General features: G+C 63.2%; 20 protein-coding genes and 1 tRNA gene. 8 read left to right on the forward strand and 13 right to left on the reverse strand.

Annotation, left to right across the window (positions count from 1 at the left end):
- Nucleotides 1-18 precede the first annotated feature (18 nt).
- Complete coding sequence (locus RCO31_RS27600; RefSeq protein ID WP_308971574.1) at nucleotides 19-663, reverse strand: cold-shock protein; 645 nt, start codon at nucleotides 661-663, stop codon at nucleotides 19-21.
- Nucleotides 664-844: 181 nt separating this feature from the next.
- On the reverse strand, nucleotides 845-1,609 hold the full coding sequence (locus RCO31_RS27605) for a Sir2 family NAD-dependent protein deacetylase (RefSeq protein WP_308971575.1): 765 nt from the start codon (nucleotides 1,607-1,609) through the stop codon (nucleotides 845-847).
- A 96-nt stretch (nucleotides 1,610-1,705) separates the two neighbouring features.
- On the opposite strand from RCO31_RS27605, the gene RCO31_RS27610 reads away from it, so the two are divergent.
- The 3 genes from RCO31_RS27610 (at nucleotide 1,706) to RCO31_RS27620 (ending at nucleotide 2,710) form a co-directional block, all read left to right on the forward strand.
- Complete coding sequence (locus RCO31_RS27610) at nucleotides 1,706-2,155, forward strand: VOC family protein (protein ID WP_308971576.1); 450 nt, start codon at nucleotides 1,706-1,708, stop codon at nucleotides 2,153-2,155.
- Between the two features lie 213 nt (nucleotides 2,156-2,368).
- Nucleotides 2,369-2,444: transfer RNA gene (locus RCO31_RS27615), tRNA-Glu, on the forward strand.
- A 62-nt stretch (nucleotides 2,445-2,506) separates the two neighbouring features.
- The gene (locus tag RCO31_RS27620) at nucleotides 2,507-2,710 is read left to right on the forward strand and encodes a cold-shock protein (protein ID WP_034470592.1); all 204 of its coding nucleotides are present in this window, start codon (nucleotides 2,507-2,509) and stop codon (nucleotides 2,708-2,710) included.
- A gap of 126 nt (nucleotides 2,711-2,836) precedes the next feature.
- On the opposite strand, the gene RCO31_RS27625 is transcribed toward RCO31_RS27620, so the two are convergent.
- Nucleotides 2,837-3,601: a tRNA-uridine aminocarboxypropyltransferase gene (locus RCO31_RS27625; protein WP_308971577.1), complete on the reverse strand. Its 765-nt coding sequence runs from the start codon at nucleotides 3,599-3,601 to the stop codon at nucleotides 2,837-2,839.
- 116 nt (nucleotides 3,602-3,717) lie between these two features.
- Here RCO31_RS27625 and RCO31_RS27630 point away from each other — a divergent pair, with 116 nt between their 5' ends.
- Complete coding sequence (locus RCO31_RS27630; protein ID WP_308971578.1) at nucleotides 3,718-4,365, forward strand: class I SAM-dependent methyltransferase; 648 nt, start codon at nucleotides 3,718-3,720, stop codon at nucleotides 4,363-4,365.
- Nucleotides 4,366-4,519: 154 nt separating this feature from the next.
- A complete protein-coding gene (locus RCO31_RS27635; RefSeq protein ID WP_308971579.1) occupies nucleotides 4,520-5,314 on the forward strand; it encodes a class II aldolase/adducin family protein in 795 nt (264 codons plus the stop codon).
- A 126-nt stretch (nucleotides 5,315-5,440) separates the two neighbouring features.
- Here RCO31_RS27635 and RCO31_RS27640 read toward each other — a convergent pair whose 3' ends face one another.
- From RCO31_RS27640 to putA, 8 genes are all read right to left on the reverse strand, one after another.
- The gene (locus RCO31_RS27640; RefSeq protein WP_308971580.1) at nucleotides 5,441-7,288 is read right to left on the reverse strand and encodes a CocE/NonD family hydrolase; all 1,848 of its coding nucleotides are present in this window, start codon (nucleotides 7,286-7,288) and stop codon (nucleotides 5,441-5,443) included.
- A gap of 30 nt (nucleotides 7,289-7,318) precedes the next feature.
- Nucleotides 7,319-8,374, reverse strand: coding sequence for a GTP-binding protein (locus RCO31_RS27645; RefSeq protein WP_308971581.1), 1,056 nt, complete (start codon nucleotides 8,372-8,374; stop codon nucleotides 7,319-7,321).
- The gene (locus RCO31_RS27650) at nucleotides 8,358-9,983 is read right to left on the reverse strand and encodes an amidohydrolase family protein (protein ID WP_308971582.1); all 1,626 of its coding nucleotides are present in this window, start codon (nucleotides 9,981-9,983) and stop codon (nucleotides 8,358-8,360) included. The genes RCO31_RS27645 and RCO31_RS27650 overlap by 17 nt, the downstream gene beginning before the upstream one ends.
- A gap of 42 nt (nucleotides 9,984-10,025) precedes the next feature.
- Nucleotides 10,026-10,853, reverse strand: coding sequence for an ABC transporter permease (locus RCO31_RS27655; RefSeq protein ID WP_308971583.1), 828 nt, complete (start codon nucleotides 10,851-10,853; stop codon nucleotides 10,026-10,028).
- A complete protein-coding gene (locus tag RCO31_RS27660) occupies nucleotides 10,853-11,896 on the reverse strand; it encodes an ABC transporter substrate-binding protein (RefSeq protein WP_308971584.1) in 1,044 nt (347 codons plus the stop codon). The genes RCO31_RS27655 and RCO31_RS27660 overlap by 1 nt, the downstream gene beginning before the upstream one ends.
- The gene (locus RCO31_RS27665) at nucleotides 11,893-12,978 is read right to left on the reverse strand and encodes an ABC transporter ATP-binding protein (protein ID WP_308971585.1); all 1,086 of its coding nucleotides are present in this window, start codon (nucleotides 12,976-12,978) and stop codon (nucleotides 11,893-11,895) included. Before RCO31_RS27665 ends, RCO31_RS27660 begins: the two co-directional genes overlap by 4 nt.
- On the reverse strand, nucleotides 12,978-13,763 hold the full coding sequence (locus RCO31_RS27670; RefSeq protein WP_308971641.1) for an ABC transporter permease: 786 nt from the start codon (nucleotides 13,761-13,763) through the stop codon (nucleotides 12,978-12,980). The genes RCO31_RS27665 and RCO31_RS27670 overlap by 1 nt, the downstream gene beginning before the upstream one ends.
- 132 nt (nucleotides 13,764-13,895) lie before the next feature.
- Nucleotides 13,896-17,774, reverse strand: a complete 3,879-nt coding sequence (putA, locus tag RCO31_RS27675) for a trifunctional transcriptional regulator/proline dehydrogenase/L-glutamate gamma-semialdehyde dehydrogenase (RefSeq protein WP_308971586.1) — start codon at nucleotides 17,772-17,774, stop codon at nucleotides 13,896-13,898.
- A 374-nt stretch (nucleotides 17,775-18,148) separates the two neighbouring features.
- Here putA and RCO31_RS27680 point away from each other — a divergent pair, with 374 nt between their 5' ends.
- Nucleotides 18,149-18,721 carry an HdeD family acid-resistance protein gene (locus RCO31_RS27680; protein ID WP_308971587.1) on the forward strand — a complete coding sequence of 191 codons (573 nt, stop codon included), beginning with the start codon at nucleotides 18,149-18,151 and terminating at the stop codon, nucleotides 18,719-18,721.
- A gap of 14 nt (nucleotides 18,722-18,735) precedes the next feature.
- Here RCO31_RS27680 and RCO31_RS27685 read toward each other — a convergent pair whose 3' ends face one another.
- Together RCO31_RS27685 and epmA are read right to left on the reverse strand one after the other, a co-directional pair.
- Entirely contained in the window at nucleotides 18,736-19,800 is a 1,065-nt protein-coding gene (locus RCO31_RS27685; protein ID WP_308971588.1) for a lysine-2,3-aminomutase-like protein, read from the reverse strand.
- Nucleotides 19,797-20,846: an EF-P lysine aminoacylase EpmA gene (gene epmA / locus RCO31_RS27690; RefSeq protein ID WP_308971589.1), complete on the reverse strand. Its 1,050-nt coding sequence runs from the start codon at nucleotides 20,844-20,846 to the stop codon at nucleotides 19,797-19,799. The genes RCO31_RS27685 and epmA overlap by 4 nt, the downstream gene beginning before the upstream one ends.
- Nucleotides 20,847-20,984: 138 nt before the next feature.
- Here epmA and efp point away from each other — a divergent pair, with 138 nt between their 5' ends.
- Both efp and RCO31_RS27700 read left to right on the forward strand, forming a co-directional pair.
- Nucleotides 20,985-21,551 carry an elongation factor P gene (gene efp / locus RCO31_RS27695; protein ID WP_308971590.1) on the forward strand — a complete coding sequence of 189 codons (567 nt, stop codon included), beginning with the start codon at nucleotides 20,985-20,987 and terminating at the stop codon, nucleotides 21,549-21,551.
- A gap of 260 nt (nucleotides 21,552-21,811) precedes the next feature.
- Nucleotides 21,812-23,464, forward strand: coding sequence for a M23 family peptidase (locus RCO31_RS27700; protein WP_374991543.1), 1,653 nt, complete (start codon nucleotides 21,812-21,814; stop codon nucleotides 23,462-23,464).
- The last annotated feature ends 32 nt before the right edge of the window (nucleotides 23,465-23,496 follow it).

Raw genomic sequence — 23,496 nt, forward strand, 5'->3', positions numbered from 1 at the left:
GCCGATGATTGAGGCGATCTAGTGCGAGGAAATGCCCGGCGCGCCCGACTCGGGCTGGATCTCAGCGGCCATCAACCCCTTCGACCCTGGTCCGTAGCGCACCAGCACGTATTGGCCGGGCCGCAGCTCGGTCATGCCGTAGCGGCGCAGCGTTTCCATGTGGACGAAGATGTCGGGTGTTCCGTCGCCACGCGTCAGGAAGCCGAAGCCTCGCAGCCGGTTGAACCATTTCACCTGCGCGCGCTCCAAACCGCTCGTCGGGGTAACGCTGACGTGGGTTCGGGGCGGCAGCATCTGTGCCGGATGGATCGCGGTGGACTCATCCATCGAAATGATACGGAACGCCTGGTACCCCTTCGGCCGCTGCAACACCTCGCAGACGAGCCGCGCGCCTTCATATGCGGTCTGGTAACCGTCGCGGCGCAGCACCGTCACATGCAACAGCACATCCGGCGCACCATTGTCCGGCACAATGAACCCATAACCCTTCGACGCATCGAACCATTTGATGACGCCGCTGATCTCGATCAGGTTCGCAGCTGCAACGTCACCGATGTCGGCGATCGTGTCCGGCTGGGTCTGTCGATCATGTACGCGAGCGCCGGATAAATCCGCCGGCCCTAACCCGCCGAGTCTCTTCGACTCGAATCCGTCCGACCCCATGACCCCGCACCTCAAAACAGAGGCTTACGATCCAAACGCAAGCCCGTCTTGCTCACAACGCTGGTGTAACCACCAGCGCGACAACCGAATCTTGTCCATCTGAAGATAACACTCCGGCGAAAGTCGCAAAGACAAAAAACCAGTTCGCCTCAAGCTATAAACAGGCTTGCACAACTACGAATCAATTTCCGACGAAAGGTGCAAGCGTTTCGCCAATGTCGAAGCGGATCACCAGATCGGCCTGGTCATCCTGATCTGTCGGCTGAATATTGATGATCGCGAGCTTCGCGCCGCAGCGTTTGGCCAGCATTGGAAAGCCGGCAGCCGGCCAAACGACGAGCGATGATCCGATCGCAAGCATAAGGTCGCAGCCCTGCGAAAGTTCCGTCGCGCGCTGCATCGCCGCTTCAGGCATTGCTTCGCCAAAGGAGACCGTCGCCGTCTTGATCGGGTCGTCGCATGCCGAGCACGAGGGCGCGACGCCACCGTCGGCTTCGAATTTCTCCCTCACCCATTCGATCTCAAAGCGCTTGCGGCAGCCGATACAGCGCGCAAACGTCGTATTGCCGTGCAATTCGATGACGTCCTCGGCCCCGACGCCCGAGTTTTGATGAAGGTTGTCAATATTTTGTGTGATGACGCCGGGCACTTTGCCGGCGCGATAGAGCGCAGCGAGCGCGCGATGGCCGCGACCTGGTCGCGCAGCACCGAAGGTCTCCTGCATTGCAAAGCGTCTCTTCCACGCTTCGTTGCGCGCTTCCTGACTCGCGACGAACTCGTCGTAGGGGATCGGTTGCTGCTTGGTCCATATTCCTCCGGGAGATCGAAAATCCGGAATGCCGCACTCCGTCGAGATCCCCGCGCCGGTGAAGGGAACAATTTTTCGCGCCGAGGCGATCATTTCGCCGAGTCGTTCCACGCCGCTTTGAAGATCTTTTGCTATCATTGCATTCCACCGATAGTCTCGTTGCAGGCTTTGTCCGCAAGCTCATTGTAAGCCGCCTTCGTAAAGCCCTGTCTGTGGATCCTTGGGAGCGCACACATGCGTTATCTTCACACCATGCTACGCGTCCGGAATCTTGATGTCGCGCTCAAGTTTTATTGCGACGCACTGGGCTTGAAGGAAGTTCGCCGCGTCAACAACGAGAAGGGCCGCTTCACGCTGGTGTTCCTGTGCGCCCCAGAAGACGAACCACTGCTTGCGCAATCGAAGGGACGTGGACAGCCGCTCCTGGAACTCACCTACAATTACGATGAGGAGGACTACGGCGAGGCCCGTTACTTCGGCCATCTCGCCTACGAGGTCGACGATATTTACGCCACCTGTTCCCGCCTGCAGAACATGGGCATCGTCATCAACCGCCCGCCGCGCGACGGCCAGATGGCGTTCGTCCGCTCGCCTGACCATCAGTCAATCGAGCTGCTTCAGAAAGGCGACGCACTGCCGCCGAAGGAACCATGGGTGTCCATGCCCAACACCGGCCATTGGTGACCCCCGGCGATCCGGCAACCTCGAAGGCCTAAAGAGACCCGCCGGGCGTGATTTCCGGACAATTTCCCACGCTTTTTATTGGCTCATGCTGCTTGCCGGTGCCGGCAAACGACACTATAGGTGGCCCGCGTCGCGACAAACTTGCCTCCTTTGGACGTTCGTTTGCTGCGGACGTTCGGCAAAAAACCGCACGCTCCTTTGCTGATTTCGCCCGCGCCCATCGTCTAGCGGTCCAGGACGTCGCCCTTTCACGGCGAAAACAGGGGTTCGATTCCCCTTGGGCGCGCCAGCAAAATCAGTAATAATGGGTGGGCGGCGGACTTGCCGCTGACTCGATTGGAGACGACGTTAATGGCTACCGGTACTGTGAAGTGGTTCAACCCGACGAAGGGCTACGGATTCATCCAGCCGCAAGCGGGCGGCAAGGATGTGTTCGTGCACATCTCGGCGGTTGAACGCGCTGGCCTGAGCACCCTCAACGAGGGCCAGCAGATCGAATACGAAGTTGTCGCGAACCGCGGCAAGGAATCGGCGGAAAACTTGAAGGTCCGGTAAGGCCATTGCGAAGACCGATGAGTTATCGTCTTCGACTTGATCCAACTAGACTGACACGAATTTCTGGCAGCATTTAACGGTCGCGCCGCCGGGCTGCCTTCGCAAATAAAACGATGCTCAGGAACGTCAGCGACGCCTGCGCATCGCTTTTGCGCGTCTATCGTTCTGGCTTCGATTTCGACTTGCATGGCCCTTCCGCATTCGCGGGTGCTTTGCGTGCTCGAGCGTTGGCGAGGCGCTTTGTAACGCGCGATAGCGGACAAGCAACCGATCGAAACTTGCAAGCAGGGCCGTTTCAATCTCCGCGCGCTTCTCCAGCCGGCTTATCAGCATCGCCGCCGATTCGATCGTCGACAGCCCGTCGCTGCGCGGCTCGCGCCGCAATTTGCCGTAACGCGAAGGACGCGCCGGGTTGAGGAGAATGCGTCGGCACTTCAGCATCCACGGATTGCGCCACCACAAGGCCTTGGCCTGGCTCCATGAGCCGTCGAGCAGCACCACCCCCTCGAGGCCCCGCAGGATTCCCTGCTGCTGAGGCTCGACCTCGCCTTTCTTGTTGATGGCGACGATATCGACATCCGGTGCAAGGGCCGCCGCGCGGGCTGAGCCGAGATAGAGGATTGCCCAGGCGTGCGGGTCGGCCGGTTGTCCCAGCGCCTTGGCGAGGCTTGCCCATGACAGACCGACCTTCAGCGTGGCGTTCGCAAAGTGCAGAGCGGTCAGTCGCGCGGTACCGAGCGATTTGTCCTGCTCCTGTGGGTGCTGAAGGATCAGGAGTGCGACCTTGTTGTCGATCGGCTCGATCCCCTCGCAAACGCAAAGCGACAGCTGCTTGCCGCAGCGCGGACATTCGGCTTCGGGGCCTTCGGCATCGCGTGGTGCGTCGGTCATCAGCAGCATATACGGGGTCGAGGTGTCGCACTCAACAACATGGCCGACCGAGAACCATCCTTTCTCAGGGCAGTTGCGACTCTCCCCGCCTGCTCGCTAATCCTGCAGCAAGCCGGATGGACCACACGACGATGGACCCGAACAATCCGAATCCGGGATACGCGCGCGAGGCCGATGTGCTTGTCGACACCTGGGAGACGGTCTCCTTCGTTGAACTGCATCAGCCCGTGCTGCACCTGATCCCCGCCGGCCCCTGCAGCATTCTTGACATCGGAGCTGGATCGGGTCGCGATGCCGGGCATCTCGCAGCCATGGGCCATCACGTCGTCGCCGTCGAGCCGGTCGACGAACTGCGAACGGCGGCGATGACGCGGCATCCCTCCCCCCGGATCGCGTGGATCGATGACGGTTTGCCGGAACTTGCCACTCTAAGCCGAAACGAAACATTCGACCTTGTCATGCTCACAGCAGTCTGGATGCATCTCGATCCGCAGCAGCGCCCGCCCGCGATGGCAAGGCTCGCGTCCCTGCTCCGGACCGGCGGCCTGATAATCATGTCCTTGCGTCACGGACCGATGCCCGCAGGCCGCCGCATGTTCGACGTCGGAGTGGAGGAAACCCTGACGCTTGCCGGAGCCCAACAGTTGCGTGCTGTCTTTCGTATGCGCGCCGCGTCGATGCAGCCGGCCAATCGGCGCGCCGGCGTGACCTGGACGCGGCTGGCGCTCATCAAATCGAACAGTCCTGTGTCGTCTGTTCCGTGAGGCGGTTGATCTGCACCGCTTTTGCGATGGCAGACCTGCAGCGCTGACTTTGGTGGCGCCTTGCCGCTGCGCCGGCGAACCATCTATCTTCCAATCGAGCCGGCAAGCAGGAGCTGCGCCGATTTCGCAACAACAGAGCTTAAGAGGACGCCCGATGAATCCGCCGATCAGTTCACCCGCCATCAAGATCGTCAGATCTGTTCGCGAACAGGTCAGCGCGGAAGAATGGCAAGCCCGCGTCGATCTCGCGGCCTGCTATCGCCTGGTGGCGATGTACGGTTACACCGAGATGCTGGCCAACCACATTTCGGTGCGGGTGCCTGGGACACAGGACCAGTTCCTGATCAACCCTTATGGGATGCTATACGAGGAGATCGACGCGTCGAGCCTGATCAAGATCGATGTCGACGGCAATGTCATCTTCAATGCAAGCGATTACGGCGTGAATGCCGCCGGCTTCGTCATTCACAGCGCGATCCATATGGCCCGCCATGACGCGGCCTGCGTCGCGCACACCCATACCCCTGCGGGCATGGCCGTGTCGGCGATGGAATGCGGTCTCCTGCCGCTTGCGCAGACCTCGATGCGGTTCGTCCACATCGCCTATCACGACTTCGAAGGCATCGCCGACGATATCGACGAGCGCGAGCGCCTGGTAAGGGATCTTGGAAACCACGAAGCCATGATACTGCGCAACCACGGCCTATTGGTCTGCGGGCGCGACATTCCGGCCGCGTTCAACGTGCTGTTCCGCCTCGAGAGGGCCTGCGAGGTGCAGGTGATGGCCATGGCGGCCAATACCAAGCTGATCATGCCGTCGCAGGACATTCTGGAAAAGACCTACGACAAGATGAAGCCGCGACCGGAGGCCGCCAACCGCAACGGCAGCCTTGCCTGGCCCGCACTCCTCCGCAAGCTGGACCGGCTCGATACCTCGTATCGAAACTGATCTATCGACTGCGGCCCAGTCGTTGTGACTTGCATTGACGGCTCGACAGTAAACTCTGTCGGGCCGTTTGCTTTTCGCGAGATCGAGGAGTTGCGATGAGCAATCAATACCGCGCCCCCTCCTGATCTACTGCTTTTTCACCCGCAGCGGCAAAGCGACATGAGACGGCATCGTCCCACCGTGATGGAGCGTGAGTATCGGTGGGCGGCCATGCGGAACTTGGACGTAGTGATCGCTATCGGCGCCCGCGATCGCCACGCGAATCCGACTTCCTTTTCGGAAGCTCCAGGAGACCGGCAGCAGCGCGATACGCAGACGTTCGGGGCGGCCAGGCACGAGGGGTGCAGCATCCTCGCGGGTATAGCTGTGCGTCGGCCACGAGGTGCGATGATGCGGCGTGTCAACAGCGTCCTTGCGGTGAAGCGCGCGCAGGACGCCTTCGGTTACGTAGCGCTCACGGCCTGCGGCTTCGATTTCGGAAAGATAAACGTGCACGGCGCCGTCCGCCTCGCTTGAGGCGAGCCAGAATTCGGCGACGGCATGGCCGGTCATCTCGACATCCGCGTCCAACGGCGCGGAGGTGTAGCGCAGCAGCGCCGCGTCCCGCCCCTGCCAGTCGGTGTAGTAATCGCGGTTGTCGATCCCGGCGATCCGTTCGTAGCGCGTATGTTCACCAGTGCCGAAACCGAAGTCGGTCTTGTAAACGTCACTTCCGGCCGCGCCGCCGGCGCGGCTCAGCTCACCGTCCGTCGAAAGGAAGAAACGCGTTTCAGCCGCCTCGATCGGCGGCCAGGCGTCAGCCGCCCGCCAGGTCTCGTCATGCATGGTGAAATAGTGGATGGGCGCCTCGGCTCGCAGTCCGGTCTCCATACCGGCAAGATGCTCGTCGAAAAAGCGGAGCACTTCCGCAAGCACGACGAACTCAGGATCAACGCGATTGCGCCATGGTGAGACGTTCACGCGCGCGCCATGATCCCACGGACCAAGCAGCAGATAGCGGTTCGGGTTCGGTAGCGTGAGGTGCCGCGAAATTGCGCCGTTAGCGTAGCCAGCGCCATCCATCCAGCCAGAGACGGAGTAGATCGCGACGTCGGGCTTGATGCCGCTCATATAGTGGTAGGGGCTGAACGATGACGACGAGAACGTCTCATCGTAGGGCAATGGCTGTTCCTTGAAGCGGAATTCGGTGATGAAGTCCGGCATATGAAAGTTGCCGACGTGCTCAGCGACAGCGGCGCGGCACGACGTTCCGTCGGGATCCTCGTCGACCGGGTGCGGCCCTTCAAGATTGGGATCGGCATAATAAGCGAACTGCCGCAGGATCTCGCGACGATCGTGGTCAAGTCCGACCATCAGCTGATCATAGGTTTCAGCGAGCTGGTTGAGCAGGATGCCACCTGGATAGTAGTGATCCGAATACGTGTCCCACACCGCGAAGAGTGGCGCGATTGCCTTTACGGCGGGATGGCCCGTGCTGGCCAGAAAGTCGCAGGCGGCTCCCAGGTAGGAGACGCCGGTGGCGCCGATACGGCCGTCGGACCATGGCTGCGCCACGATCCAGTCGGCGATCTCGCGGTAATCTTCCCGCTCCCTCGGCGATCGAAAACTGTCGCGGGTGCCGAAACTTGCACCGGTTCCACGCACATCAACCACGACCAGCGCATAGCCGCGCGGGACGAACGTGTCCCGATACTTGCAGACGTTTGGGCTTGGCTCGACACCGGTCGCACCGGCCTTCACTTTGAAACGGCGATAGTAGGGCGTGAAGATACAGATCGTCGGGCAGCGCGGGCCGGCCGCGGCAGACGCCGGCGCCGTCGGCAGATAGATGTCGACCGCGAGTCTGCACCCATCCTTCATCGTGAGATAAAGCGAGCGCGGCGGCGCTGGAATGCCGTAGGCCGGCGGCCGGCGCGCGAGGTAAGCAGACGGCGGAACGCGCCAGGCGGCGCCTTGATCGTCACTGTCGGACATGGGCGATTACCGGTTTCTGCTGACGAGGAGCTATTTCGACGTCACTGCGGGCGGCTCGACGGCTTGCGCGGTAAAAATTCCGGCGCTGCCGCCGTGGGACGACGGCCCGCCAAGCTGCGAGACAATCATGGGCAACCGCGGCGACAGGGCTGCGATCTCGGGTTGGTCGACGTCGCGTGCAATGATCACCAGAAACGAGCGTTCGTCATTTGCCGGACCCGCAAACGGGCGCGGCGCGCCAAATAGCGTTCCGACGCTTTGGACCAACGCACGCTGGGCATGTCCTTCCACCTGCACCAACCCTTTCACCCGCAGCAGCTTGTCGCCGCATAGGCCAGCCAGGTTGTCGAGCCACGCGGCGAGTTCCGCCCAAGCGACCGGCTGACGGAAGCGCGCCAGCATGACCTTGATGCGCGGGTGCGGGGCCGTCCTGGGCATTTCCGTCCAACGTTCCGCCACTGCGTCGATTGGATCTCCGGCATGCACCGGCGCGAAGGCCGCCAATACCGCAGTCCTGCGATCGGGCGTATCTATAACCTCCGCCAGCGGGTTGATCGCACGGACGGCCTCACGGGCTGCATGCAAGCCGGCTTCCGCCACCGCATCGCGCTTCGTCAACACGAGCGTCTGCGCCCCCGCCCACTGTGCAGCCGCTTCCTCGAACGCCGCCAGCTCCACCGCGCGCTCGCAGTCAAAGGTCGCGACGACGCCAACGCGCATACGCAGCGGCGCAAGCGATGCGAGCGATCGCAGAATTGGTCCAGGCTTGGAAACGCCGCTGGTCTCCAGGATGATGCGGCGCAGCGGCTCGGCCGTGATCCTCCGCCGCGCCTCGACCAGACTCTCGATTGTGCCGGCAAGATCGCTGCCGAGCGAGCAGCAAACACAGCCGTTGCTCAAGAGCGAGATCGGAACGTCGTTCGCGCCTTCCGCGAGGATGGCCCCATCGAGTCCGATCTCTCCGACTTCGTTGACAATGACTGCCGTGTCTGCGGCTTCCGGCTGCGCAAGAAAATCGCGCAGCAGTGTCGTCTTGCCGCTTCCAAGAAAGCCGGTCAGGACAAAAAAATCAGGCCCGCCGCTCATGTTTGGTGTCCTTTGCGCCGACGTCTTCGGCAAAGCTCGCCGCCACCATCTCGCGCACATCGGCGAGCAGCTCGTCCACGTCGTAGATAACGCCATCCTTGATCGTATAGCGCAAGGCGCGATGCCACTCAGGCTTGCGTGTCTCGTCGTTCAAGCGCAGGGCGCCGGTGCCGTACAGCAGTTTAAAGTCATCGAGCGGATTGTGATCGAGCACCAAAAGATCGGCGCGCTTGCCGACGTCGATGCTGCCAATCTCGTCTGAAAGGCCGATTAGCTCGGCTCCCTGCGAGGTCGCCGCTCGCAGGACTTCAAGCGGATGGAAGCCGGCTTCCTGCAAGAGCTCCAACTCGCGCACATAGCCAAATCCGAAGATCTGGAAGATGAACCCGGAGTCGCTGCCAGTGCAGACCCGGCCGCCGCGGTTCTTGTACTCGTTGATGAACTGCATCCACAGCCGGTAGTTCTCTTTCCAGTCGATCTCGTTGGCCGTGGACCAACGGTACCAGTAGGCGCCGTGGCCGCCACGCTGTGGCTGGAAATATTCCCACATGGACTTCCAGGTGTATTCCTTATGCCAGTCGGCTTGCCGCGCGCGCATGAGGTCGCGATTGGCGTCATAGATCGTGAAGGTCGGCACGAACGTGAAATCGAGCGCGAGAAATGCTTCCAGCACCTCGTTCCATTTCGCACTTCCCGGCTTGGCTGCCTGCTTGAAGGTCTGGCCTGCAAAGGCAAAGCGGAAGTACTCGTCGTTGTAGTCGTAGTCGGTGGAATAGTCCTGGATGATCCGGCTTTCGAACAACGCTTCCGGCAGACCGTAATAATGCTCCGCGCTGGTGAGCCCCCATTTCGCGCTGGTCAGCGCGTTCATCTCCGTCACAGCTGTCTGCGCGTGGTGGCAGCCGGAACGCAAGCCGAGCTTGCCGCACTCGTCGAGCGCCGCCTCCATGATGGCGGGCGGTGCGCCGAAGAATTTCACACCGTCGGCGCCGCGAGCCTTGATCCGCCGCAACCATTCACGCGCCTGCTCGGGCGTGTGGATCGTCTTCAGCCGATCGTTGACCGCCGGGAAATAAGCGTAAGCGAGCAGCCGCGGCGCCGCGATCTTGTTCTCGGCCGACAACGCCTTCTGGTTCAGCATCCAGCCGAGGCCGTTGAACGAGCCCATCTCGCGCACGGTGGTGACGCCGTGCGCGAGCCACAGCTTGTAGACATAGTCGACCGGCGGCACCCAGCCATTGAGCGCATGATAGGCAACGCCGGCGTGCGCATGACAGTCGATGAAGCCGGGCGTCACGTACTTGCCGTGACAGTCGATCTCGTGGTCACCGGGCGCCGGCCGGCGTTCGGGCTTGATCGGTATCTTGGGCGTTCCGACTTTCTTGATCTGGGTGATCCGCCCTTCTTCCACGACGATGTCCATCGGACCCAGCGGTGGCGCGCCGGTACCGCTGATCACGGTCGCTCCACGCAGCACGAGCCGCTTGAACGGACCGCTGCCGCGGTTCCGGCTGGTCGCGGCCTGCACCGGCGGCATCCCCGCCTTGGTGTTCTCAGCGGTCAACTCGTCGCCTGCTTCAGCGTTGGCGGGCACCACTTGATCAACCATCTTGAAGTCTCCGAACGAGAGGACAGGGTAAAAGGAATGCGGTCATCCGCGATAGCGGCGGCTCAGGGCCATACTGCCGATGACCGTGAGAACGAGCGTCGCGACCAGCAGGATGAAAGCGAGCGCCGCGCCGAAGGGCCAGTTGTTGCCGCGCACGAACTGGTCGTAGACGGCCGGCGCCATCATCTTGAACTGCGGCCCGCCGAGCAACAGCGGCGTCGCATAGGCGTTCATGCAGAGGATGAATACCAGCACGCTGCCGGCCGCCACGCCTGGAAGCGATAGCGGCAGGACCACGCGGCGGAAGACAGTCGATGCGGTCGCGCCGAGGTTGGCTGCGGCCTCCTCCGCCTGCCGCGGGATGCTCTCGATCACCGCCGCGAGCGTCAGCACCATATAGGGCAACACGACGGCAGTGATGCCGACGATGACGGCGCCCGGCGTGTAGAGCAGTTGCAGCGGCCCGCTGGTGAGATGCAGCGCCCGCAATGCGGCGTTGATGCCGCCCTCGTTTCCGAGCAGCGCCATCCAGCCGGCCGAGCGCACGACGTTGCCCACCAGCAGTGGCAGTAACGTCAGGATGGTGGCGATGCTCTTGCGGTTGCTTTCCATGCGGGCGAGCCAATAGGCCGCCGGAAAGCCGAGTAGAACGGTGAGCACCGTGCACAGGAATGCGACGCCGAGCGTGGTCGCCAACACCTGCTGATAGTAGGGATCGGCGACCGCCCGGATGTAGTTCTCCGCCGTGAAGGCCTCCACCATCAGCTCGGTCGGGCTGTAATGGTTGAGCGAAATCCGTGCGAGCAGCGCCATCGGCGCCACCAGCAGCGTGAAGACCAGGAGCGCGGCAGGGAGAACGAGCGCAGCCATCAGCCCTTGAAATCCTTGTTCCAGAAATCAAGGATCGATGCTGTGTGCTGCAGCAGGTACGCGTGATCGGGCGTCTTGAGGGTTGCCTGCTGCGCCTCCGTCAGGCTGATCTCGCGCGCAAGCTCCGCCGGCAGTTGTGCGTCACGCACGGTCGGCACGTAGCCCATGCGCTCGGCGAAGCCGATCTGCGCCTGCGGCTCCAGCATAGCATTGAGATAACGCCAGGCGTTGTCCTTGTTGCGTGCGTTACGCGGCACCGCAGCCTCGTACACGACCGGGACGGCGCCTTCCTTCGGCACGACGTGGTTCAGCGGGATTCCGGCCTTCTTCCACATGTAGCCGCGCGCGAGCCACATCGGCGCGAGCCAGACCTCTTCGGACTTCAGGCCGGTCGCCAGCGCTTCGTTCGACGGATAGATCTTCACGTCGAGCGAACGCCAATCCATCAGGCGCTTGTTGGCAGGGCCGAAGTCGCTCATGCTTCCGCCACCTGCGAGCGCCGCGACGGCGGTGTTGTAGTTGTACAGAATATCCGAGAGCCCGACGCGGCCGCGCCATTTGGCGTCCCACAGGTCCGCATAGCTCGTCGGCGGCGTGGTGACCTTGCTGGGATTGTAGAGGATCACCATCGCCGAATAGATATGCGGCACCGCATAATCCTTGCGCAGCGCTTCGATGACAGTGCCAAGCCGCGGAATCCGATCGGTCGCAAGCTTGTCCAGCACGTTCTGCTGCATCATCTGATACGTGTCGGAGTCCGACAGGCAACTGACGTCCATGCTGCCGCGCCGGTTCTGACGCTCGGCCAAGAGCTTGGACTTGCGCGGGCTGTTGTTGCCGATGTCCTGCAGCACCTCGATCTTCGACTGGGCGGTGAACTGCTGATCGATCAACTGGCGCAGCAGTTCGCCGTAGTCGCCGCCCCAGGTGCCGATGACCACCTGGCCACCAGCTTGGGCGACAGCATTTTTCGGCGCGCCGGTTGCGGCGGCGGTCAACAAGGCGGCGCTGCCGGACAGCAGCGTGCGGCGGCTGATAGTCATGTTTCGTCTCCTGTCTCTGTTTCGGCCGGCAGCAAACGCGCTGAAGCCGCATCCCAACTCAGCGTCAATTTTTCTCCGGGTGCGATCCGCCGCAGCGGATCGTCGTGGAGCGGTGTGGAGCGCGATGCTCGCAATGTCGTTCCGTTAAGGTCGAGGTGATACTCGGTCTGCGCCCCGAGGTAGGTGACGGCCGTGACCTGCGCGCGGATATCGCCCGGGGCGCCCTCGCCCGGCGTGACCGTGACGCGCTCCGGCCGCAGCGCCAGAACGAGGCCGTCATTGGCAGCAGGCGCTTCCGACGTGCACGGCAACAGGGTCCCGCTCTGTGTGCGGAAAGAGCCGGGTCTTTCGAGCGTCCCTGCGACCAGGTTGCAGTTGCCGACGAAGCTTGCAACGAACACGTCCGCCGGATTTTCGTACAATTCCTCCGGCGTGCCGATCTGCCGCACGCGGCCGCGCTCCATCACCACCAGCCGATCCGCCATCGTCAGCGCCTCTTCCTGGTCATGCGTGACGATCAACGTGGTGAGGCCGAGGCGTTGCTGCAGCGCCCGGATCTCCATGCGCACCTCGGCGCGCAACTTGGCATCGAGATTCGACAGGGGCTCGTCGAGCAGGAAAACGGCCGGGTTGACCACCAGCGCACGGGCGAGTGCAACGCGTTGCTGCTGCCCGCCGGAGAGCTGGCGCGGCATCCGATCGGCGAGATGATCGAGCCGCACCAGCCGCAAAGCCTCCGCCACGCGCTTCTCACGCTCGGCGCGCTCAACTCGCCGCATCTCCAAGCCGAACGCGACGTTCTGCGCGACCGTCATGTGCTGAAACAGCGCGTAAGCCTGAAACACCATGCCGGTATTTCGCAGGTGCACGGGGACCTGGGTGACGTCGCGGTCACCGATCAGCACGCGGCCGTCGGTCGGCGCGATGAAGCCCGCCACCATGCGCAGCGTGGTGGTCTTGCCACAGCCGGACGGCCCAAGCAGCGCCACCAGCTCCCCCTGCTTGGCCGTGAGGTCGACGCGTTCCACCGCGGTGGTGCGGTCGTAACGCTTACGAAGACGGTCGAGAACCAATGTACTCATCAAATCACTCGCGATAACCGCACAAAACGATCCGTTATGAGCATCATCGCCGTCACAAGCAGAATTTGCACCGTGGCGACGGCGGCGAGAGTCGGATCCATGCGAAACTCCAGATAACTGAGCATGGCGACCGGAAGCGTCGTGCGCCCCGGGCCGACCAGCAGCAGCGTCAGTTCGAGATTCTCGAAGCTTTGGATGAATGAGAACAGCGCAGCCGCGACGACCCCCGGCCGCAGCATCGGCAGCGTCACGCGCATGAACACCGTGGGCGGTCGCGCGCCAAGATTGGCCGCGGCTTCCTCCGCCGAGCGGTCCATGCCCTGCAGGCTGGCGGTGACGAGGCGCACGGTCCACGGAATGGTGAGCAGGACGTGCGCAGCGACCAGGCCGGACAGCGTCGCCGTGATGTCCTGATCCAGCCAGGTCTCTGCACGCAGGTAGAACATGTAAAGTGCAGTGCCGGCGACGACGCCGGGTACCGCCAGTGGCCCGAGCAGCAGCGTGCTGATCGCCTCGCGTCCCGGCAGCTTCGCGCGCGCGAGCGCATAGGCCGCAGCCGTTCCGAGCGGCACACCGATTGCGGTGGCGATCGCCGCGACCTGCAGGCTGGTGACGAAGCCGCGGGCGAACTCGCGCCGCTCCCAGGCGTTCACGTACCACTGCATTGTCAGGCCTTCGGGCGGAAAGCTGATGATCTCCTGGCGGAAGAAGCTGATGATGATCACCATCACCACAGGCGCCAGCATCAGCGCGTAGCTCGCCACCACGGCCGACTTGAAGAACATGCCGCGCGACTCAGCCAAGGCACCGGCCTCCTCTGCCAGGAGCACGAGGAATTGCCGGCCCGCGAGCCTCCGGTCCGGTCGGCGGCTCCGTCGCGGGTTGGCCGTAAAATGCGCGATGCTTCAACAAATAGCTCATCCGATCGTCATCAGGTTGGCGTTGCCGCCAGCGGCGGTCGTGTTGGTGCTGATCGCTTGCTCCTGCAACAGCCATTCCAACGGGTAGTCCTCGTCTCCAGTCGCGAGCGCGTCGCTGGCGACACCGTAGACGGGCACGATGGGGCCGGACCGTTCGGCGAGTTCGCGGTTGAACTCGCGGAGCGCGTCGCTGTCGCCTTCAAACAGCGCCACCTCGAAGGCCGCCGTCGCCCGGTCGTCAACCACGCTCACCTGCGTCCGCAGCGCCGCGGGCAGATCGGCGATCACCGCTCGCACCTCCTCCGGCGCCGCGATCAGCGCCTGATTGCCAGTCGCGAGCGCCGCCCCGACCTGCAACAGCAGTCCAGTCGACGAATGCGGCACGCACAGCACGGCGCCCTTGGCGAACAGCGTATAGATGTTCCGTTCGCCGACCGGCCCGGGCATTTCGATGGCGGCGCCAAGCAGCGAGCGCTCGATGTAGTCGGCGCAGCGCTTCGCTTCGCGTTTGTGCCCCTGCGCCGTGAGCCAGTCGACATATTTCCGGGCGGTCGTCGGTTTCGCCGAATGTTTGACGGCCGCGCCAAACATGGCCGGCGACGCGACGACGAGTCGCCTGAGATAGAGCGGACCACCGGCTTTCGGACCGGTTCCAGAGAGCGCGTGGCCACCGAACGGCTGCGAGCCGACCACCGCGCCGATCATGTTGCGGTTGACGTAGATATTGCCTGCATTGATGCGCTCCCCCACGCGGGCGATCGTCTCGTCGACACGGCTGTGCACGGCGAAGGTGAGCGCATAACCGGTGGCGTTGATATCGTCGATCAGAGCATCGAGCTCGCCGCGCCGGAACCGGACGACATGTAGCACCGGACCGAACACCTCGCGCTTGAGCTCCGTGACATGCCCGATCTCGATCAAGGTGGGTGGAACGAAATGGCCGGTTCGACAAGCGGGATCGAGCGGGACCGCATGGACCTTACGCCCGTGCGACCGCATCGCCTCGATATGTTGCATGACGCCATCGCGCGCTTGCGCAGTAATGACCGGACCGACATCGGTCGAGAGTCGATCCGGATTCCCGATCGCGAGCTCCTCCATCGCGCCTTTCAACATCGTCAGCACGTGCTCCGCGATCTCTTCCTGCAGGCAGAGAACACGCAGCGCCGAGCAGCGCTGTCCGGCCGAATCGAAGGCGGAGACCAGCACGTCGTCGATGACCTGTTCGGGCAGCGCCGAACTGTCGACGATCATGGCATTCTGGCCGCCAGTCTCGGCGATCAACGGAATCGGCTTGCCATTCGGGCAAAGCCGATCGGAGATCTGGCGTCGGATGAGGTGTGCCACCTCGGTCGAACCGGTGAACATCACGCCGCGGATTGCCGGATTGGCGACGAGCTGTGCCCCGACCTTCCCGTCGCCGGGCAGCAATTGTACTGCGCCCTCCGGAACGCCGGCCTCGCGCAGGATCTGGATCGCTTGCATGGCGATCAGGGGAGTTTCCTCGGCCGGCTTCGCCAACACCGGATTGCCGGCTGCGAGCGCCGCAGCAACCTGGCCGGTGAAGATGGCCAGCGGGAAATTCCACGGACTGATGCACACGATGGGGCCCAGCGGCCGATGCACGTCATTTGAGAAATGCCGGCGGACCTGCGCCGCATAGTAACGGAGGAAATCGACCGCCTCGCGCACCTCAGAGATCGCATTTGCCGGCGATTTGCCCGCCTCGCGCACGATCAGGCCGATCAGCATCGGCATACGCATTTCGAGCAGGTCCGCGGCGCGCATCAAGCAAGCTGCACGCGCGTCGGGCGGAGTCGCCTGCCAGATCGGCGCCGCCGTCTGCGCATGCTCCACGGCGGCCCTCACATGAACGTCGGTCGCCTCAACGACGCGGCCCACCACGTCGCGCAAGTCAGCCGGATTGCGGACATTCCTTTCCAGGCCGGCCTGTACACCGTCTGCCAGAAGCGGTGCGGCCCGCCACGGCTTGTCGGCACCCGATAGTAAAGCCGCCGAGAGCGACGCGAGCTGCTGTTCGTTCGTAAGGTCGATGCCGGCCGAGTTGGCGCGTTCCGGTTCGAAGATGTCGCGCGGTAGGACGATCTTGGGGTGCGGTAACCCGAGCGGAAGCTGGGAACGCACGGTCTCCACGGGGTCGGCTACCAGTTCGTCGACCGGCACCGACGGATCGCTGATGCGGTTGACGAAGGAGGTGTTCGCTCCGTTCTCCAGCAGGCGGCGAACGAGATAGGCAAGCAGCGTCTCGTGCGTGCCGACTGGCGCGTAGATGCGGCATGGTCGGTTGAGCTTGTCCTTGCCAACCACCTCCTCATAGAGCGGCTCGCCCATGCCGTGCAGGCACTGGAACTCGTACTGGCCCGCATAGTAGTTCGCGCCCGCCATGGCGTGGATGGTTGCCAGCGTCTGCGCGTTGTGGGTTGCGAACTGGGGAAACACTGCGTCGGGCGCCGCCAGCAGCTTGCGGGCGCAGGCGATATAGGAAACGTCGGTGTAGAGCTTGCGGGTGAATACCGGGAAACCCTCAAGTCCATCGACCTGGGCGCGCTTGATTTCGCTATCCCAATAGGCGCCCTTGACCAGCCGGACCATAACGCGGTGACCGCTGCGGCGGGCGAGATCGATGATGTAGTCGACCACGAAGCGCGCACGCTTCTGGTAGGCCTGCACGACAAAACCGATACCGTTCCAGCCGGCCAGTGCAGGGTCGAAACACAGCACTTCCAGCAAATCGAGTGAAAGGTCGAGCCGATCGGCCTCCTCGGCATCGATGTTGATGCCGATGTCATAGCGCCGCGCCAGCAATACGAGCGCCCGCACTTTCGGCAGCAGCTCGGCCATGACGCGATCGCGTTGCGCCCGACCATAGCGCGGATGCAGCGCCGAAAGCTTGATCGAGATCCCCGGTCCTTCGTAGATGCCGCGATTGCCGGCCGCATTGCCGATGGCGTGGATCGCCTGCTCGTAGTCGGCGTAGTATCGCTTGGCGTCGCGGCCCGTTCGCGCGCCTTCACCCAGCATGTCGTAGGAATAGCGGAAGCCGCGCGCCTCCAGCCGACGGCTGTTGGCGAGCGCTTCGGCGATCGTCTGGCCGGTGACGAATTGCTCGCCCATCATCCGCATGGCGACGTCGACGGCCTTGCGGATCAGAGGCTCGCCGCCACGTCCGATCAGCCGCGTAAGCGTTGCCGAAAGGCCAGCCTCACTGCTGGTAGCGGACAATCGGCCGGTCACCAACAGGCCCCACGTTGCAGCGTTGACGAACAAGGAGGGGCTGTGGCCGATGTGCGAATGCCAGTCCCCGCCACTGAGCTTGTCTCGAATTAGCGCGTCCCGCGTCGCCCTGTCGGGGATGCGCAGCAACGCCTCGGCCAGGCAGAGCAGTGCCACGCCCTCCTGGCTGGAGAGGGAATATTCATGGATCAACCCCTCGACCAGCCCTCGTTGGCCGCGCGCGCGGAGGGTTGCGACCAGGCGCCCGGCCAATTCATTGGCGGCTTCAGTGACCCGCGCCGGCAGGGTTGCTTCGGCCACCAGCAGGGGCAGGCACTCCGTCTCCGGCCGCCGATAGGCGGCGGTAATTTTTGCCCGCAGCACGGATTGCGGCTGCACCGACTGAGCGAATTCCACGAACGGTTGGGGCACCTGCGGCGCCGGTGGCGCTTCTTCGAACGGTTCATCGGATGAAGGGTCGGGCGCCGGCCCCAGAAGCGGCTCACCGCGATCAAGACGTTCGAGGGTGGTGACGATGGCTTGCTTGATCAGCCAGTGCGACGAGCGCCCTTCCCGCTCGGCCGCCTGCCGCACAAGCCTGCGCAGTTCATCATCGATCTTAACGCCGATCGTCGTCGCCATGCAGTCGCCAGCTCCACCCCCGTTTGCGCCCCTCCGGGCGCTAACGTCGTTTTTTGATCTGGCATCGGCGGCGACGAGGTGCAACCATTTTTTTGGGCAGTCGCAACCGTAGCTCAAAAAAGGAGCAACCGCGCCCATTTCTCGTGCGACCAGGGGTCGCAACCACGTGGGGGTGTCTGCCTGCCAGCTCGGCGGCGATGGGGCCATGATCCTGAGCAAGCCATAGGATCCTGAGCAAGCCATGGGATCCTGAGGAACCAGGGCCCTGTTGCCTGATCCGATCGGTTGCGACCTCGTTCGTTGCGACTTGCCTTGGGTGGTCGACAGGTGAACTCTGTCACACCGTTCGCTTTGCGCGAATCGAGGAGGTTGCGATGACCGATCAACAGACCGCGCCTGGCGCTGCTCCTGACCTGCGCTCGATCGTCACGAAGCATTGGAAGATGTTCCTGGCCGAAGGGATCCTGCTCGCCCTGCTCGGCATCGGCGCGATTATCGTACCGCCGATCGCCGGTCTTGCTGTCACGGTGTTGCTCGGCTGGCTCTTCCTGATCGGCGGCATCTTCGGGCTGATCGCGACATACTGGGGACGCGAGATGCCCGGCTTCTGGTGGTCGCTGTTCTCCGCAGGCTTGATGGTCCTGGCCGGCCTGGTGCTGGTCGCCCGGCCCATGGAAGGGCTACTCACCCTGACCGTCGTGCTCACGGCGTTTTTCGTTCTCGAAGGCGTCGCCAGCATCATGTTCGCGCTCGATCACAAGCGCGAGCTGTCCGGGCGCTGGGGTTGGATGGTGGCGGCGGGCGTCTTCGATCTGGTGATTGCCGCGCTGATCTTCGCCGGGCTGCCGGGATCGGCGTTGTGGGCCATTGGCTTGCTGGTCGGCATCAATATGTTGTTCGGCGGATCGTCGCTGATCGCCATGGCGCTCGCTGCAAAGCCGAAGTAGCTCAGCGCCGCTGACTACTCGTCGTCAACCGGCGGATAGAGGTGGACGTCGCCGCAGTAGTCGGCGACACGGTTCGGCTCAACGAGATAGTTCGGCCCCACCGGGGACTTGCCGTGGCCGCCGGGAATATCGAGCACGTATTGCGGCTGGCAGAGACCTGAGACGCGGCCACGCAGGCTGCGCATCAGCGCCTGTCCTTCTTCAAGTGTCGTGCGGAGATGCGCGGTGCCCGGCGCAAGATCGCCGTGATGCAGGTAATACGGCTTGATGCGGCATTCGACGAAGGTCCGCATCAGCGCTTCGAGCGTCGCCGCATCGTCGTTGACGCCTCGGAGCAGGACCGACTGACTGACCAGAGGAATGCCGGCGTCGACGAGCTTGGCGCAGGCCGCGCGCGCTTGCGGCGTCAGTTCGCGCGGATGGTTCGCATGCAGCGCGACCCAGGTTGTCGCACCGCTGACCGTCAGCGCATCGACCAGCGCATCGGTGACCCGTGCGGGATCTGCGACCGGAATGCGGGTATGAATACGAACGATCTTCACATGCGCGATGGATGCCAGGTCACGCATGATCGTGCGCAGGCGGCGCGCCGACAGCATCAACGGATCCCCGCCGGTCAGGATCACCTCCCAGACTTCGGGGTGGGAGCGGATATAGGCGAGTGCCGCGGCGTAAGCGCTGTCACTCAAGGCCGTATCCTTGCCGGGCCCGACCATTTCGCGGCGGAAGCAGAAGCGACAATAGACGGCGCAAACGTGCACCAGCTTGAACAGCACGCGATCCGGATAGCGATGGACGATGCCTGCGACTGGCGAATACGTGTGGTCGCCGATCGGATCAGCGTTTTCGATCCGCCGGGTATCGAGCTCTTCGGCGGATGGAACGTATTGCCGTGCGATCGGATCATCCGGATCGTTCGGGTCGATCAGCGCGGCAATATCGGGCGTGATCGCCACGGCGTAGCGGGAGGCTACGCGTTCCAGCACAGCCAGCGACGATGCCGGCGCCAGTCCGTGTGCGACCAGTTCGTCCGGCGTCCGCAAGGTCGACGCCACAGCAGGAATCGTTTGCCGTTTCATGTTTCTTCCGTGGGCGGCATCCAGACCACCTGATCGATCTTCGTCGCCCCCGCGGCCAGCATCACCAGCCGGTCGAAGCCCATGGCGACGCCGCTCGCCGGCGGCATCGCTGCGAGCGCCGCGAGGAAGTCCTCATCGAGCGGATATCGCTCACCGTATCGGCGCTGCTTCTCGTCCATTGCCATCTCGAATCGCCGCCGCTGCTCGACCGCATCCGTCAGTTCACCAAATCCGTTCGCCAGTTCCACGCCGCAGGCGTACAGTTCGAAACGCTCTGCCACCCGCGGATCATGCGCGCTGACGCGCGCCAGCGCCGACTCCGGCGCCGGATACTCGTAGAGCAGCGTCATGCGTCCCTGCCCGAGTTCTGGCTCAACATGCTCGACCAAAATCTTCGAGAAGATATCGGACCAGGTGTCGTCATCTGCAACCCGTACATGAGCTCGTGACGCCTCCGCCAACGCGGCGCGATCGCCTTCGCCGCCATCGATCGTCCGCAAGAGATCGATCTTCGCATAATGGCGAAACGCCTCGGCCATGGTGAGGCGTTCAGGGTCAGCAAACGGATCGGCCTTCTTGCCGCGAAACGCGAACAGCTTCGTGCCGGCAGCTTCGGCGGCGGCAGTGCTCACTGCGACGCTGTCGGCCATGACCGCCGTATACGGACTTCCCGCACGATACCATTCGAGCATGGTGAACTCCGGCAGATGCAGATCACCCCGCTCCCGGTCGCGAAACACCCGCGCCAACTCGAAAATCCGCGCTTCGCCGGCAGCCAGCAGCTTCTTGGCTGCGAATTCCGGAGACGTCCGCAAGTATCGGGTCAGCCGGCCGTCGCGCGTCATGATTTCGGTTCGCGGTGCATGCAGATGCGTCTCATTGCCGGGGGAAACCTGCAGGATCGGTGTTTCGACCTCCGCGAACCCTTGCGATCGAAAAAAGTCGCGCACGTTCGCACTGATGAGGGCGCGCTTTTCAAGAAACGGCCGCTTGTCGGCGTGGCGGTTCCGGTCCCACCACGGGCTACCAGTTGTCATCGCAGCCATCAGAACACTGCCGAAAATGTCAGCAAGACGCTGGCATTTGGGAGCCAAATCAGTATGTTCCGGCCCGAAACAGCGTCCCAGCCAGTCGCGCCCGGCGGCCGGTTACGGCCCCCCATCTGAACGTTAGGAAAAGCCTCCGTGAAAGTCATCGCGAGTTCGGTCCGCAAGGGCAACATCCTGGAAGTCGACGGCAAGCTATACGTCGTGTTGACCGCCGAGAACATCCATCCCGGCAAAGGAACTCCGGTCAGCCAGATCGAAATGCGCCGGATCAGCGACGGGGTGAAGGTCTCCGAGCGCTACAAGACCACCGATCAGGTGGAGCGTGCTTTCGTCGAGGATCGCGATTTTAACTTTCTTTATCAGGACGGCGACGGCTTCCACTTCATGAACAACGAGACCTACGACCAGATTCAGGTCTCGAAGGACATCGTCGGTGATTACGCGCCGTATCTGCAGGAGAACATGACCGTCAAGCTGTCGATGCACGATGCAAATCCGGTCGCGATCCAGCTGCCGCAGCGTGTCACGCTCGAGGTTGCCGAGACAGAGCCGGTCACCAAAGGGCAGACTGCTTCCTCCTCCTACAAGCCCGCGATACTCTCCAATGGCGTTCGCACCAGCGTGCCGCCGCACATCAGCGCGGGGACGCGTATCGTCGTGATGACCGAAGACGGTTCGTACGTGGAGCGGGCGAAGGACTGAAGGACCAATGTCCCGGCTCTGCTGCTCGCATCACTCTGCGGCAATCTCGTCGGCGAACGTTGCCGGACACCGGGCAACGTTGACGTGAGTTGCGCTTTCGGATTTGACGTTTGTCATTGTCGCGAATCCTGCGTCAGGTACGAACTTCAAATCCGGCGCACTTGGGTACCAGCGTTTGTAGAATAGAGGACGTCGTGAAGGGGGCAGCCCGGGCGTTTCGAGGTCAGACCGGAAATTTCGGTCGCTTTCTCGTCCGACTGTTGTTCGTATCAACATTCCTTCTGCCCTCCCCGCTTCTGGCCGACAATTTCGTCACCCCGCCGATTTCGTTCTCCCGCGTCGACTGGCGCGCCGCCGTCGAACAACTACGATCCGAGATATCGGCCCGTCCGGACGCCGCGGGTTCGCTGACGTTCTGGCGCGGGCGTCGCCACCGCCCATTCGATCAGCGCCGCACACCGGCGCTGATGCAGCTGAACGCCATTACGGCCCCCATTTTCCCCGCGGCCAACCAAAGTCCGGTTCCGGTTCTCCTGCCGTTCGATCTGCCCGGATATCTCGCCGACCGCTTGGCCGGCGCGCCGGCAAGCCTGCCCCTTCCTCGCTATCTTGCGGGCTTCCGCAGCATCGATCTCTTCGAAGCCGGGCCATCGGGCTACAGTGCCGTCGTCACGGCAATGGCTGGCGGGAACTCCGATCTGCCGGCGCGGGTATTCGCGCGACCCGTCGAAGTCCACTTCACCGGCTCGTTGTTGAGCTACGGGATCAATGATCCGGCGCTCGGCAAGGGAGACGCCGTCAAATCGCTGAGCAGCCGCTATCCCGATCTGCGCCGCATCATCCGCGAGGGATTCGTCCGCTACGCCTTCACGCGCTACGGCGTCCCCTATGTGGCCTCGATCCAGTGCCTCGACAGCGTCGCACGCACGAACCGGCTGTCCTGCCGCGAAGCTTCCCAGGTCGCCGAGCATTTCCTGAAGAGCTTGCGCATTGTCGGTGGCAGGCCTGCCAGGCCTCGTCCCGCCATCGCGTCCGCGGCCGTGGAGCGGCCCACAGAGCTTTCACCGGATTTCACCTATCGTCCCCCAGGCGAGCTGATCGCGAACTCCAGTTATCGCCGCAACGGCGGGCATCCCGACCGAACTGTCTACGCACAAATTCGCTTCCCGATCGAACAGGCGCCTGCATACGCGAATTCGCAGTCGTTCATGAACTGGGGGGACTGCTACCTGAAGGGCCGTCTGCCGCGCCCGCACGACAAGGGCGACGCCTATCGCTGCCGGCTCAATGACAAGAAGCTCGTGTTCGATGAGTCGGCGCCCGAGAACTACTCCTATCCGTGGCAGGACAATTTCTGCGAGACGCGCGATTTCCAGGCCGGACAATGTCCCGGCGGCTTCGGTCACCAGGGGCAGGACATCCGACCGGCGACCTGCACGCTGCGCAACAACGAAGCCGATCGCTGTGTTCCGGATCGATACGCCGCCGTTGCCGTACGCGATGGCGTGGTGATCCGGGCGCCGAAACAGCAGGCGATGACACTGCTCGTAAACACACGCACCGAGCATGTTCGCTTCCGCTACATGCATATGGCGCCCGACAAGCTCGATGCGGACGGTATGGTGCACGGCAAGCGCGTCAGCGAGGGCGAGCGGGTCGGCGTCGTGTCGAACTATCAGGGCTTCCAGGGCGGAACCACCACGCACCTGCATTTTGACCTGCAGGTGTTCACACGCGACGGCTGGATCTGGGTCAATCCCTATTCGACGCTCATTGCCTCGTACGAACGGCTGCTCGGCGCACGCGGGCGCGAGATCGCGCCCGACCTGTCGCCGCCTGCAATCACAGCCGTATCGGAAACGCCGCCGCCACAGCCGGCAAGCACGGAAGGCGTGGACGACGACGAGAATTAGAAACGGCTGTCCACATGTCGCGACGATGGCCT

Source organism: Bradyrhizobium sp. LHD-71 (genome assembly GCF_031157255.1).
Classification (GTDB): Bacteria; Pseudomonadota; Alphaproteobacteria; order Rhizobiales; family Xanthobacteraceae; genus P52-10.

Excerpts from the sequence above, each read along its gene's own strand:
- RCO31_RS27600 (WP_308971574.1), bottom strand. The coding sequence starts at position 663 with ATGGGGTCGGACGGATTCGAGTCGAAGAGACTCGGCGGGTTAGGGCCG.
- RCO31_RS27605 (WP_308971575.1), bottom strand. The coding sequence starts at position 1,609 with ATGATAGCAAAAGATCTTCAAAGCGGCGTGGAACGACTCGGCGAAATG.
- RCO31_RS27610 (WP_308971576.1), top strand. The coding sequence starts at position 1,706 with ATGCGTTATCTTCACACCATGCTACGCGTCCGGAATCTTGATGTCGCG.
- RCO31_RS27620 (WP_034470592.1), top strand. The coding sequence starts at position 2,507 with ATGGCTACCGGTACTGTGAAGTGGTTCAACCCGACGAAGGGCTACGGA.
- RCO31_RS27625 (WP_308971577.1), bottom strand. The coding sequence starts at position 3,601 with ATGACCGACGCACCACGCGATGCCGAAGGCCCCGAAGCCGAATGTCCG.
- RCO31_RS27630 (WP_308971578.1), top strand. The coding sequence starts at position 3,718 with ATGGACCACACGACGATGGACCCGAACAATCCGAATCCGGGATACGCG.
- RCO31_RS27635 (WP_308971579.1), top strand. The coding sequence starts at position 4,520 with ATGAATCCGCCGATCAGTTCACCCGCCATCAAGATCGTCAGATCTGTT.
- RCO31_RS27640 (WP_308971580.1), bottom strand. The coding sequence starts at position 7,288 with ATGTCCGACAGTGACGATCAAGGCGCCGCCTGGCGCGTTCCGCCGTCT.
- RCO31_RS27645 (WP_308971581.1), bottom strand. The coding sequence starts at position 8,374 with ATGAGCGGCGGGCCTGATTTTTTTGTCCTGACCGGCTTTCTTGGAAGC.
- RCO31_RS27650 (WP_308971582.1), bottom strand. The coding sequence starts at position 9,983 with ATGGTTGATCAAGTGGTGCCCGCCAACGCTGAAGCAGGCGACGAGTTG.
- RCO31_RS27655 (WP_308971583.1), bottom strand. The coding sequence starts at position 10,853 with ATGGCTGCGCTCGTTCTCCCTGCCGCGCTCCTGGTCTTCACGCTGCTG.
- RCO31_RS27660 (WP_308971584.1), bottom strand. The coding sequence starts at position 11,896 with ATGACTATCAGCCGCCGCACGCTGCTGTCCGGCAGCGCCGCCTTGTTG.
- RCO31_RS27665 (WP_308971585.1), bottom strand. The coding sequence starts at position 12,978 with ATGAGTACATTGGTTCTCGACCGTCTTCGTAAGCGTTACGACCGCACC.
- RCO31_RS27670 (WP_308971641.1), bottom strand. The coding sequence starts at position 13,763 with ATGTTCTTCAAGTCGGCCGTGGTGGCGAGCTACGCGCTGATGCTGGCG.
- putA (WP_308971586.1), bottom strand. The coding sequence starts at position 17,774 with ATGGCGACGACGATCGGCGTTAAGATCGATGATGAACTGCGCAGGCTT.
- RCO31_RS27680 (WP_308971587.1), top strand. The coding sequence starts at position 18,149 with ATGACCGATCAACAGACCGCGCCTGGCGCTGCTCCTGACCTGCGCTCG.
- RCO31_RS27685 (WP_308971588.1), bottom strand. The coding sequence starts at position 19,800 with ATGAAACGGCAAACGATTCCTGCTGTGGCGTCGACCTTGCGGACGCCG.
- epmA (WP_308971589.1), bottom strand. The coding sequence starts at position 20,846 with ATGGCTGCGATGACAACTGGTAGCCCGTGGTGGGACCGGAACCGCCAC.